Genomic DNA, 11,537 nt, shown 5'->3' with positions numbered 1-11,537 from the left:
CCGGACCGCCCGCGTCGCCCGGGCGCCCGGGCCGGCCGGACCGCCCGCGTCGCCCGGACCGCATCGGCCCGGGGAGCAGGTCAGTCCAGGCGGCGCGGGCCGCCGAGGAGACCGGCCTCGATGTCGGTCGGCTGCATCTTGACCAGCTTCCGGTACTGGGGCGTGCACCACAGGACCATGTCGTCGCCGAGCTGGGACAGCGCCTCCGCGTTCGCCCGGGGCAGGCGCAGGATGCGGCCCAGGACCGCCGCCTCCTCCGGGGAGACCCGCTGGATGCCGACCAGCCCCGCGTGCTCCACCAGCTTCGGCGCCGCCGGGCCCAGGAACGGCAGCAGCGTCAGCACGGACTGCCAGGGGCCGGGCGCCAGCCGGCTGCGCGGGGGCCGCATGCCGCAGTCCCGGACCACCAGGACCGGGCTGGTGACCGAGGCGCCCTGCGGCCCCACCTGCTTGACGTCGTGCACCGTCATGCACTGCTGGCCGCCGCCCGCGGCCTGCGCGAGCCCCGCCCACGCCTGCGGCCGGGCCGTCTCGACGGCGACCCGCGCCCCGGTGCCGGCCGTGCGCAGCGCCAGGACCTGCGCCGTCCACACGCTGCCGATGACCACGACGTCGAGCTGGACGGGGCGGAAGAGGCCGAGCACCGCGGGCTGCCCCTTCGCGTCGGTGCCCGCCACGACCCCGTCGTCCCCGAGCGGCAGTTGCAGGGCGGCGAGCTGTTCCACGGGCAGCGCGTGCCGTTCGCGGCGCGGGCCGAGCAGCCCGCGCCCGGCCCGGGCCCGGCCGGCCGCCGGCGGGGCGGAAGCAGCGGGGCCGGTGGCGCCGGCCGGGCTCGTACGGTGGATGCTCAACGGGTACCTCCGAGCGGCAGGGTGGCGAGCACACCGGGCAGTTGTTCGCGGTCCAGCCGCACCAGGCCGACCTTCACTCCGCGTGCGGCACGCTCCAACTGCCGCCGCACCCCGACCAGTTCGTCGGCCCCGCGGGCGGTGAGGCGGACGTGCCCGCTGACGGCCGGCGTACCGCCCGTGCCGCGCGACACCGTCAGGCTGAAGGTGCTGACCGGAGCCGGCATCGACGTCAGCAGCGCCACCACCTGGGAGGACGCCGCCGCCCCCGCGCCCAGGTGCGGCCAGCGGCCGACCCAGTACGTCGTGTGCCAGCGGTCGTCGCAGCGCCAGGTGCGGGTGGACTCCGCGGTGCGCCGCTCCGGGGTGTCCGACCGCACCGCCAGTGCGCTGGCCTGCGGGTTGACCCCGGCGGACGTCGCGAGGGCGGACGTCACCTGCGCCTCGGTCAGGATCGAGGCGTCGAACCCGGCCGCCGTCAGCCGGCTCGCCAGCTGGTCCGCGGCCCGCAGCAGCGCGCGCTGCGCCCCGCCGAGCCCGCCGCCGCGCGCCTGCACCGCCTCCGGGCACAGCTTCGGGTCGAGCTTCAGGGCGATCCACGTCAGCCGGATCGCGGGGGTGCCGGCCTGCGCCTGGAGCGGCGCGTACGAGCGGGCGGCGGCGGCCTGCTCCGGCAGGTGCGGGCCGGGCGCGGGCTGCGTGTGCTGCACGACCTGCACCGACTCCAGCCGGATGCCGTCCACCTCCAGGGCGTCGTGCAGCAGACCGAGCTCCAGCGGCCGCGCCTCACGGGCCGTGCGCAGCGGTTCGTCCCGGGGCTGCACGAGGAGCAGGGCCGTCAGGAACGTACCGTCGCCCACCATCCCGACACCGCGCTCGCGCTGCCGGTCGGTGTAGGTGTACGTGCGCAGCGCCCCCTCGCACTCCAGGACCGGTGCCAGTGCGGGGTCGACGCCGTCGGCGGACCACGGCCGCCGCGCGGCCCTCAGCCGTCCGCGCAGCGCCAGGAACGCCTTGAGCCACTCCAGTACAGGCCGGCCCCGCCACCGCAGGGCCGCCAGCACCACCAGCACCGCCGCGACCAGGCCCATCGGCACCAGCAGGACCCTGTTCGTCACCCACGCGATCAGCACCAGCGCGCCGGCGACCTCCAGCAGCACCACCTGGTGCAGCCGCACTCCACCGATCCGTCCAGGCCGCGGATGCAGCCTCGTCACTGCGGTCGTCGTGCTGCTCATCCCCCGGTATGTCCCTCCGTGTCACGGCACTGCGGCGTGTGCGAGCCGGACCCACGCTATCGGCACACCGACCCGCGACCGCCCACTGTCCCACGCCCGGCGGCGAACGCTTCGAAGGGGGCCGGGCCCCGTCCCGCCCCCGAAGCCCGCACCCGGACAGCGGCGGACGAGAACAGGCGGGCATAGTGGAGGCGGTTCGCGAGGCGTCCACAATCACGGGGAGAAGTCGGGCAGATGGCATCACGGCGTGACGAACTCAATGCCTACACCTTCGCGAAGAAGAGACTGGTCGCCGCCTTCCTGCAACCCTCGGCGGCCGGTACGGACGAGGCGGCGCCGCGCCCGCTGCGCGCCGTGGTGCCGGGTGTGGTGGTGGGCGCCCTGCTGCTGGCGGGCTTCGGGGCCTGGGGCATCTTCAAGCCCAAGGTCCCCGAGGGATGGGCCGACCCCGGCGCCCACGTCATCGTCGGGAGCGAGTCGACCACCCGATACGTGGTGCTGGAGACCAAGGGCGTCAAGCGCCTGCACCCGGTGCTGAACTTCGCCTCGGCCAAACTGCTCCTGGACCCGGCCAACTCCTCGGTGATGCAGGTGCCGGAGTCCGAACTCGACAGCGGCAAGCTGCAGCGCGGCCCGATGCTCGGCATACCGTACGCACCCGACCGGCTGCCCGGCGCGGACGAGGCGGGCCGCAGCAAGCTCTGGGCGGTCTGCGAGCAGCCGGGCGCCGGCTCCGGCGACACCGTGCAGAAGGCGGTCTTCCTCCTCGCCGACCGGGAGGCGGACAAGGTCGGCGGCAAGCGGCGGCTGCACGACGGGCAGGCCCTGTACGTCGAGGCGGACGGCGGGGACGGCACCCGGTACCTGGTGGACGCGGACGGTACGCGGCACGCCATCGGGACCACCGGCGGCGACAAGCCCTCGGCCCGCGACGAGGTGCTGCGCCGGTCCCTGTTCAGCGAGGGCGCCCGGCCGCAGAAGGTCACCAAGGACTGGCTCGGCACCCTGCACGCCGGTTCGGCCGTCGACTTCCCGAAGCTGCCCGGCAAGGTCGGCGACCCGGCCGGCGTGGACGGCCTGGACCCGAACCTGAACAAGGTGGGCACGGTGCTCAAGGCCGTCGCCGGCACCGGGATGCAGCACTACGTCGTGCTGCCGGGGGCGGTCTCGCCCGTCTCCGACCTCGTCGCCCGGCTGCTCCTGACGAGCCCGGAGGCGGAGGCGCTGGGCCAGAAGGCGCAGGCCGCCGAGGTCGCACCGCAGTCCTTCACCTCCTCCCCGGATGAGTTCTACGCGGCGAAGGGCTGGCCGAAGAGCGTCCCCACCCAGGCCAACGACACGTCCGCCGGGACCGGGACCGTCTGCAACGTGCTGCACGGCGTCGACTCCAAGGGCGTGCCCGAGCTGACGACCTGGGCCGGGACCCGCTACCCGGTGAGCTTCCTGGACGGCGCCACCAGCGCGTACGTCACACCGGGCAGCGGTGTGCTGTACCGGCAGTTCAGCGGGGCGTCACCGAGCACCGGGTCGATCTTCCTGGTGACGGACACCGGGCTGCGGTACGCCGTGCAGACCAACAACGACAGCAGCGCCGACCCCTCGAAGATCGGTGAGACGGCCAAGCCCGAGTCGCCCGAGGAGCAGGTCGCCGAGGTCAACCAGGCGCAGATCAGGCTCGGCTACAAGGACGTGAAGCCGCTGCCGGTGCCGGAGAACTGGTCGAGCCTGCTGCCCAAGGGGCCCCGGCTCGACACCAACAGCGCCAAACAGCCGCAGAGTTCCTGACGACGGAAGAGGGGGAAGCGCGAAATGATCACCCGTAATGCATTCCGTTCTTCGGCTCGTTCTTCGGCTCGTGCTTCGGTTCGTGCTTCGGTTCGTTCTTCGGCTCGTTCCTCGGTTCGTTCCTCGGTTCGTTCCTCGGCCGTCGTACTGCTCCTGACATGTGCGGCAGGCATCGGACTTCCGGCGTTCTCGGCGGTGCCTGCGGCAGCAGAGGATTCCGTTCCGCAAACGGGTTCCGAAGGCAGCGGCGAGTGCACCTTTCCGATGCCGAAGCAGATCCAGGGCCGCCCCTGGTCGCTCCAGCGGCTGGTCTACGACCAGCTGTGGCAGGACACCAAGGGCGAGGGCATCCGGGTCGCGGTGATCGACACCGGGGTGGACGACACCAACCCGCAGCTGAAGACCGCCGTCGACCGGAGCGCCGGCACCGATCTGCTCCCGGCCGGCAAGACCTCGGGCGGTTCGAAGGCCAAGGTCAAGGGGGGCGGTGACGGCACGACGGACGTCGTCGGCCACGGCACCAAGGTCGCCGGCATCATCGCGGCCCGCCCGCGCACGGGCACGGGGTTCGTCGGTCTCGCCCCGGAAGCGACGATCATCCCCATCCGGCAGAACGACGACAAGGGCACCGGCACCGCCGCGACGATGGCCGCGGCCATCCGCCACGCCATCAAGAAGCACGCCCGGGTCATCAACATCTCGCAGGACACCGCCCAGCCCCTGCGTGCCGACTCCGACCTGGCGCTCGCGGTGCGCGAGGCACTGAAGAACGACATCGTGGTGGTGGCCTCCGCGGGCAACGACGGGTTGGCCGCGCAGGTCAAGGAGACCTACCCGGCGGCCTATCCGGGCGTCCTGGCGGTGGCCGCGTCGGACCGCAACGACGAGCGGGCGCCGTTCTCCCAGACCGGCGACTTCGTCGGGGTCGCGGCGCCGGGCGTCGACATGGTGTCCACCGTCCCCAAGGGCGGCCAGTGCGTCGACAACGGCACCAGCTTCTCGGCGCCGTACGTCGCCGGGGTGGCCGCCCTCATCCGGGCCAAGCACCCGCGCTGGACGCAGGCCCAGGTGGTGGCCCAGATCGAGCAGACCGCCGAGCGCGCGGTGAACGGGCGGGACGAGTTCATCGGGTGGGGGGTGGTGGACCCGGTGCGCGCCCTCAACGACGACGAGCACCCGGTGAACGCTCCCACCCCGGACCGCGCGGTCTCGAACGGGCCCGTGGGACCGGAACCGGTGGCGCTCCAGCTGCGTGAAACCAGGCAGGAGCGGATGACCCGGATCTCGACCTACGTACTGGCCACGACGGGCCTCCTCGTCGCGGTGATCGCGGGGATCGCGGTCATGGTGCGGGGCCGGAGTCACCCGTGAATAGGTGAATGAAAAACAACTTGCTGCAAACGAAAGTGAGTTGGAATCGTTGGCCATCACAGTTAAAGTGACAGTCGCAAAAATGCGGTCCGATCTGGACGTGCTAGCCGGCGGCCCGACAGCCCGCAACATCCAATTCATGGGGGAAGGTGCGCTATGGGAGACAAGCTCAAGGTTTCAGCCGGAGAGATCAACCAGCTGATCAAGGATCTCGGCCACATGCAGGACACGCTGGAGAGCAGGATCACCGCGCTCAACGCGGTCATCGACTCCGTCGAAGGCCACTGGAAGGGTGTCGCGGCCAACGCGTACAACGGCCTCCAGTCGCAGGTGAACCTCGATGTGCGCAACCTGAAGGACCTCCTGGCCTTCACCCACGAAGCCGTCCAGATGAGCCGCGACGGCTTCGACGCCGAGGAGGTCGAGCGGCTGAACAGCTTCAAGGGCATCGACGGCGCCGACCACACGGGCAGCAACGGCATCCTGGACCGGTTCCAGGTCTCGTAACAGCCGCCCGCCCCGCCCTCATTCCGCACCTTCGCGTCAGGAGACCGTTCCATGGAGATCACGTACTCCGGGGTCGTCGAGGCCTCTAACCAGGTCAAGACCACCGCCAACACCATCAAGGGCCAGCTGGACGACCTGAACAAGCGGGTCAAGGCCGTCGTCGCCACCTGGGACGGTGAGACCCAGCGGGCCTTCTACGACCGCCACAGCGGCTGGGACGTCAAGGTCAACCACATGCACGCGACGCTGCTGCAGATCTCGACCAAGCTCATGGAAGCGACCGAGGGCTACCACGCCAACGACCTGGCGCAGTCCCGCCGCTTCCACGGCTGATCCAGGCCCAGATGAATCACGTCGGAACCGGCACGCCGTGGGTGCGGGACGCGGACACCGCGCCCCGCACCCACGCCCGCGGGCCCACGGCACTCTAGGGAGGCGCTTCCATGGGATCCCATCTTCCGGACGACCCGCCGCTGCCCAGCAACAACGGCAAGGGCTCACCGGACCTGGACACGCCGAGCGAGTCCCTGAAGAGCTTTAAGACGCGCGTGGACAAGCTCCTCACGGCGCTCGACGGGTCACCGGCCGCGCACAGCCGCATCACCGAGCAGAAGGTCACCGCCGACGCGTACGGCACGGGCTTCCCGGAGGCACTCGTGCTCTCCGCCTCCTACGACGTCGTCCACTTGCGCCTGACCCAGCTCTCCAAGACGCTCGGCGAGCAGTTGGAAGCGATGGGCATCACGGTCGACTTCGCCGACCGCGGGTACCAGAACGTCGACCAGGAGTACGCGGAGCGCCTGCAGGCCATCCAGAAGCGCGTCGAGGCGGACCACCAGAAGCCGGAAGTCGACCCGCAGACCGGGCTGTTGCCGAGGCCCGACAAGTCCACCGGTGCGGGCTCTGCCATCGATCAACACGACTGGTAGGAACGGGAAGTGAACGGGGGAGAGGGATAACCATGGGGGACAAGGGCAAGCTGCCGCCGCTCGACGCCAAGTACGCCACGACCGACTTCGAGAACATGTCGTACGAGGACATGCTCGCGATGGTGCGCAGCGTGGACCCCACGGCGATCATGGGCCGGGGCACCGCGCTGATCGACGCGCAGACCGAGATCGAGAAGATCGGTACCGAGCTCAAGGAGCACGTCAGCCGCACCACGTGGAAGGGCAAGGGCGGCGACGCCTTCCGCGAGTGGGGCGACGACTTCGCCAAGCAGACCATCAAGCTGGCCGACTACGCCGGCGCCGCGGGCACCTCGCTGCAGACGGCCGGCCAGGCGCTCAGCGAGGTCAGCAAGGTCATCCAGGGCCACTCCGACGCCACGTCCATGTGCTACGCGGACGAGGAGAAGGAGAAGGCCCGGCTGAAGGCCGTCGACAAGGCGCGGAACGAAGCGATTCCGCAGATGAACAAGCTCGCCTCGTACTACATGATGGCGCAGCAGACGATCTCGTCGCAGGAGGAGCCGGTCTTCAAGCCGCTGCCGGCGGCGGCGCTTCCTGCCACGGACTACGACAACTCGAAGTCCGGCTACGGCCCTTCATCCGGTAGCAACCCCGCCACGCACTCGGTGTCCGCAGTGCCGAGCACCGGCGGCTCGTCGGGCACGTACCACCACGTCACCGCGCAGCCCGACGGCAGTTCGTCCTCCATCACCAACGTCTCCACCCCTACGGCGCATCACGTCGGCGCGGTGCCCGTGACGCCCGGCGTCCCGGACACCACGGGCACCAACATCGACACGGTCACGATGCCGGACGCCCCACCGATCACGTCGACACCGCCCACGGGCGGCCCTCCGGTCACTCCGGTCGGCGGCGGCGGGCAGAACAACATCCCGCCCGTGGTCCTGCCCACGCAGTCGCTTCCGAACGGTCCCGGGGGCGGTGGAAACCGGCGGACGATTCCGGTTGCCCCCGGTACAGACGGCGGCCCCCGGGCGAACCCTGTCGGCCCCGTTGCCGCGGGGGACCGGCGCACGATGCCGGTCGGCCCGATGGGCAGGGGCGGCGGCGAGAGCGTGCGTGCTCCCGGCATCCACGGCGGTACGCCGGGCCGGCCCATGACCGGCCCCGTGGCGGGCGGACAGCGCGGAACGGTCATCGGCAACGAGCGCCCCGGGGTCGGCCGCTCGATGATGGGTGGTCACGGCATGGGCGCCGTCGGTTCGCCCATGGGGCGTGGCGGAGTCGGCGGAGCCGCCGGTTCGCGGCGCCTGGTCACGCAGCCCGGCGGCACGGTGGGGGAAGCGCGCGGTGGCGGCGCGGGACGGGAGTTCACGCCCGGCGGCAGCGGCCTCGTCCGCGAGACCGCGCGCCCGGGTGCCACGGGTCCGATGGGCGGTGCGATGGGCGGGTCCCAAAGCGCTCGCAGGCGCCCCAAGCGGCGCGACGGCGAGAACCCGGACTACCTCGAAGAGGACGAGGAGACCTGGGCCACGGGGGACGACGTGGTCCCGCCCGTGATCGATTAGCAGCCGGTATCCGAGCACCGACGCCGGTGGGGCGGACAGAACACGAGTGGGTGGCATGAGGTCAACGGTCTGGCGACGGCGCGGTCGGACGTCGGCGGTGGTGTCCGCGCTGGGCGCCCTGCTCCTCCTGGGCGGCGCCGTCGCCCCGGCCGCGACCGCGGACACCATGCGCGATCGCCAGTGGTACTTGGACCGCATGCAGGCCCCGGCCATGTGGAAGGTCAGCACCGGCAAGGGGATCACCGTCGCCCTGCTCGACACCGGGGTGATCCCCTCCGTCCCCGAGCTGACGGGCAAGGTGCTCAAGGGCAAGAACTTCGTGGAGCCCGAGCGGGGTGCGCACAAGGACAAGGACGGTCACGGCACCGCGATGGCGATGCTGATCGCCGGCAACGGGGTCAACGACCAGGGCGTGAAGGGCCTCGCCCCCGACGCGCGCATCCTCCCGCTGACTGTCTTCGGCTCCTCCAAGGAGTCGGGAACCAACAGCGTTCCGGCGGTGATCGAGGCCATCCGGTACGCCGCCGACAGCGACGCCCAGATCATCAACCTGTCGTTGGGTTTCGAGGATTACATGCTTGAAACCGGCGAACGGGAAGAGATTCAGCAGGCGGTGGATTACGCCATTGACCGCGGGAAGCTGCTTCTGGCGGCCACCGGCAATAGTGGCGACAAGGACAATGATCCCTCGTACCCGGCGGCAAGCGTTGGTGTCGCCGGGGTCGGAGCGATCGACAAGACGCTCAATGTGACGAAGTTCTCCGTGTGGGGTTCGGAAGTGGCGCTCGCCGCGCCCGGGGACGAAATCCCGATTCTCTGTGGCGGCGGGGTGTCCGGGTACTGCAAGAGCAACGGCACCAGCCAGGCAACCGCCATCGCCTCCGCGTCCGCCGCCCTCATCTGGTCCATGCACCCGGACTGGACCGGCAACCAGGTCCTGCGCGTCCTCATGAACACCGCGGGCAAGCCGTCCGAGGGCAAGATCCCCAGCCGCTACCTCGGCTACGGCGCGGTCCGCCCCAGGTTCGCCGTCCTCGGCGGCAAGGTCGACCCCGGCCCCCCCGACGTGAACCCTCTGGTAGCGGCCCGCGCAACCGCGTCCCCGTCGCCCAGCGCCTCCGCTTCCGCGTCCCCCTCGAAGAAGCCCGAACCCTCCGCCACCCCCGCGGCGAAGGACGACGACGGACAGGGCGGCGGCACGGACACGGCCGTCTGGATCGTCGTCGGAGCGTTCGCGGCCGTGATCGTCGTCGGCGGTGCGGTGCTCCTGGTGCGCCGGAGGAGTACCGGCCCCGGGTACTAGCCCCGTCCGAACTCACCCATGTGCGAACCGGCAGGAGAAAACGTGAGCGGCGACATGTTCCAGGATCTGCAGCAGTTCCAGGAATACATGAACAAGATGCAGGAACTGATGTCCGAAGTGCGCGAACAAATGCCGCAGAGTGCCGAGGGTGAGGACGCGCAGGGAGCCGTCAAGGTCCGGTTGATGGCGGGCGGGATTCCGGATTCGATCACGGTCGCATCGGACTGGCAGCGCAGGCAGCCTCCCGAGAGTCTCGGTGCGGCCGTTGTCGAGGCGTACGGCTCCGCGCTCAGCGAGTGGATGGAGCGTTGGTCGGGTGGCCTCGCGCAGTCGAACTGGGAGGCCCGGGCCCAGGAGATCGAGGGCAGTCTTGACCGGCCCGCGCCGGCAGAAGCTGCCTCGGCACACCCAGAAGCCTTCGAGCGGGACGTGAGGCACGTCGTTTCGCGCCCGATCGAGGAAGTGGCCGAGGACGTGCTGACGGCCTTCGACGTGGTCGAGCGGCAGGGCCCCGAGGCGTACGCGCAGCCCGAGGTGAGCGGGGACTCCGCCGCACGACGGGTCGTGATCACCCTCGGTCCGCAGGGGGTCACCTCGTGCGCGGTAGAGCCGGAATGGGCCGCACGGCAGTCGGTCGTTCGACTGAATCAAGCGTTTGCCGAGGCGTTGGCCGACGCGCGCGCCAAGCTCAGCAGTGCTGAGACCAGTGGCCCGGACGCTGTCGCCGACCTGAACCTGGGGGGCCTGCTGGACGAGGCCATGGCAATCATGAAAAATCCGCGTCACTTCATGTAGGACGAACCCTGAGGGGCTGATAGCCATGGGAAAAGATCTTAAAGTCATTACCGACGCGATACGCACTGATGTGGGCATGTGGGACGAGCAGGCAAAATCGATCGGTGAGGTGTCCGCCTCCATCAAAGGTATGCATCGGAGTCCGACCCAACTCGGACTCTTCGCTCCGCTTTTTACTGCCTATAACGGCGTCATTGACCATCTCTCGAGTCGATGCAGTGAAGGGCAGGTCGAGATGTCGAAAATCGCCGATGAGTTGATCAGGAATGCGAAGGCTTACGACGATCACGAGGTGGAAACTACCGAATCCGTTAAGGGTGCTTACTAGGTAGGCATTCAGGAAGGAGGGCTTCGCATGGCATTCAATCCCGAGCAATTTCAGGCCATCATCGATAAGTTGAACGCCGGCCTGGAGACGATATCGAAGTTTGTGACCGAGATCGGCCCAAAGGTCGAGTCCGCGGTGAATCATTGGTACATTCCTGACGCTGTCGCGCAGGCGTGCGTCTGGGTAGTGGACAAAATCATCAAGGCCGTGAACTGGGTCATTGCCAAGCTTGTGGACATTATGATGGGGTCTTACGCTCCCGCCATTGTGTTCTATAACTCTGTGACGTGGCAGGGTGAGGAGATCCGGGGGAAGGCGTCCGGTGTGGCGTCCTCCACGCAGAAGTTCAACCTCACAGCTCCGAAATACTGGGAGGGAGAAGGGGCGACTGCGTATACAAACGCTGTCTTCCCCCAGTCTGCCGCTTCTGCTCAAGTGGCGTCCAGTGCGGGCACCGTGGCGGACTGCCTCGCCGCCTGTGGGATTGCGGGATTTGCCTTCTATGCTGCCGTGGGGATCTTTTTGGCTCAACTGATCCCGGCCCTTGCTGCTTCGGCCGCCGTGGTTCCTACCGTAGTGGGCATCCCCGCCGCCGGGACTGTTGCTGCGGGGGAAGCGGCTCTCGGACCCGCGGTCATCGGAGGTGCGGCGGTCGCCGTGCTGGCCATCATCACTGCCGAGAGCAAGACGTTTTCCGAACTCACGGGTGAGAGCACCGACAAGAGCGCCTTCCCGAACGGGGGTCACTGGCCGGTCGGAACGGTCTGAGAGATCAGCTCCGTCACGGGCCGCCCCGATTCTGAAAGAGTGACCGGTGTTGCTTCTTTCGTGCTCTGGAGGATGTGGATGTGAAAAAGACTCGCGTAGTCCTCTGGGGTGGTGC

At 69.5% G+C, this 11,537-nt stretch carries 12 protein-coding genes; 10 read left to right on the top strand and 2 right to left on the bottom strand.

The features are described 5' to 3' along the window. Positions 1 to 80: 80 nt before the first annotated feature. Positions 81 to 851 (bottom strand): hypothetical protein, encoded by a 771-nt coding sequence (locus E6R18_RS09665; RefSeq protein WP_136316437.1) that lies wholly within the window; start codon positions 849 to 851, stop codon positions 81 to 83. Then, positions 848 to 2,026, bottom strand: a complete 1,179-nt coding sequence (eccE, locus tag E6R18_RS09660; RefSeq protein ID WP_136316436.1) for a type VII secretion protein EccE — start codon at positions 2,024 to 2,026, stop codon at positions 848 to 850. Before eccE ends, E6R18_RS09665 begins: the two co-directional genes overlap by 4 nt. A 294-nt stretch (positions 2,027 to 2,320) precedes the next feature. Between eccE and eccB the strand changes: the two genes are divergently transcribed. The 10 genes from eccB (at position 2,321) to E6R18_RS33985 (ending at position 11,422) form a co-directional block, all read left to right on the top strand. Then, positions 2,321 to 3,871: a type VII secretion protein EccB gene (gene eccB / locus E6R18_RS09655; protein ID WP_136316435.1), complete on the top strand. Its 1,551-nt coding sequence runs from the start codon at positions 2,321 to 2,323 to the stop codon at positions 3,869 to 3,871. Positions 3,872 to 4,135: 264 nt separating this feature from the next. Next, the gene (gene mycP / locus E6R18_RS09645) at positions 4,136 to 5,242 is read left to right on the top strand and encodes a type VII secretion-associated serine protease mycosin (protein WP_136316434.1); all 1,107 of its coding nucleotides are present in this window, start codon (positions 4,136 to 4,138) and stop codon (positions 5,240 to 5,242) included. 156 nt (positions 5,243 to 5,398) lie between these two features. After that, positions 5,399 to 5,749, top strand: a complete 351-nt coding sequence (locus tag E6R18_RS09640) for a WXG100 family type VII secretion target (protein ID WP_136316433.1) — start codon at positions 5,399 to 5,401, stop codon at positions 5,747 to 5,749. Between the two features lie 51 nt (positions 5,750 to 5,800). Continuing rightward, entirely contained in the window at positions 5,801 to 6,082 is a 282-nt protein-coding gene (locus E6R18_RS09635) for a WXG100 family type VII secretion target (protein WP_136316432.1), read from the top strand. A 110-nt stretch (positions 6,083 to 6,192) separates the two neighbouring features. Further along, positions 6,193 to 6,678: a hypothetical protein gene (locus E6R18_RS09630; protein ID WP_136316431.1), complete on the top strand. Its 486-nt coding sequence runs from the start codon at positions 6,193 to 6,195 to the stop codon at positions 6,676 to 6,678. A 32-nt stretch (positions 6,679 to 6,710) separates the two neighbouring features. Continuing rightward, positions 6,711 to 8,228 (top strand): hypothetical protein, encoded by a 1,518-nt coding sequence (locus tag E6R18_RS09625; protein ID WP_136316430.1) that lies wholly within the window; start codon positions 6,711 to 6,713, stop codon positions 8,226 to 8,228. Positions 8,229 to 8,325: 97 nt separating this feature from the next. Further along, the gene (locus tag E6R18_RS09620; protein WP_136316429.1) at positions 8,326 to 9,531 is read left to right on the top strand and encodes a S8 family serine peptidase; all 1,206 of its coding nucleotides are present in this window, start codon (positions 8,326 to 8,328) and stop codon (positions 9,529 to 9,531) included. Between the two features lie 42 nt (positions 9,532 to 9,573). Further along, the gene (locus tag E6R18_RS09615; RefSeq protein WP_168712313.1) at positions 9,574 to 10,326 is read left to right on the top strand and encodes a YbaB/EbfC family nucleoid-associated protein; all 753 of its coding nucleotides are present in this window, start codon (positions 9,574 to 9,576) and stop codon (positions 10,324 to 10,326) included. Between the two features lie 25 nt (positions 10,327 to 10,351). Next, positions 10,352 to 10,654: a hypothetical protein gene (locus E6R18_RS09610; protein ID WP_136316427.1), complete on the top strand. Its 303-nt coding sequence runs from the start codon at positions 10,352 to 10,354 to the stop codon at positions 10,652 to 10,654. A gap of 27 nt (positions 10,655 to 10,681) precedes the next feature. Further along, positions 10,682 to 11,422, top strand: a complete 741-nt coding sequence (locus E6R18_RS33985; protein ID WP_168712312.1) for a hypothetical protein — start codon at positions 10,682 to 10,684, stop codon at positions 11,420 to 11,422. Positions 11,423 to 11,537 lie beyond the last annotated feature (115 nt).

It is taken from the genome of Streptomyces sp. A1277 (assembly GCF_004795015.1).
Taxonomy (GTDB): Bacteria; Actinomycetota; Actinomycetes; order Streptomycetales; family Streptomycetaceae; genus Streptomyces.
Note: the sequence above shows the minus strand (reverse complement) of the source record. Positions and strands in the feature narration are given on the sequence as shown.

What these genes read in the sequence shown, in the direction of transcription:
- eccB (WP_136316435.1), top strand. Translation starts at nt 2,321, where the DNA reads ATGGCATCACGGCGTGACGAACTCAATGCCTACACCTTCGCGAAGAAG.
- mycP (WP_136316434.1), top strand. Translation starts at nt 4,136, where the DNA reads ATGCCGAAGCAGATCCAGGGCCGCCCCTGGTCGCTCCAGCGGCTGGTC.
- E6R18_RS09640 (WP_136316433.1), top strand. Translation starts at nt 5,399, where the DNA reads ATGGGAGACAAGCTCAAGGTTTCAGCCGGAGAGATCAACCAGCTGATC.
- E6R18_RS09635 (WP_136316432.1), top strand. Translation starts at nt 5,801, where the DNA reads ATGGAGATCACGTACTCCGGGGTCGTCGAGGCCTCTAACCAGGTCAAG.
- E6R18_RS09630 (WP_136316431.1), top strand. Translation starts at nt 6,193, where the DNA reads ATGGGATCCCATCTTCCGGACGACCCGCCGCTGCCCAGCAACAACGGC.
- E6R18_RS09625 (WP_136316430.1), top strand. Translation starts at nt 6,711, where the DNA reads ATGGGGGACAAGGGCAAGCTGCCGCCGCTCGACGCCAAGTACGCCACG.
- E6R18_RS09610 (WP_136316427.1), top strand. Translation starts at nt 10,352, where the DNA reads ATGGGAAAAGATCTTAAAGTCATTACCGACGCGATACGCACTGATGTG.
- E6R18_RS33985 (WP_168712312.1), top strand. Translation starts at nt 10,682, where the DNA reads ATGGCATTCAATCCCGAGCAATTTCAGGCCATCATCGATAAGTTGAAC.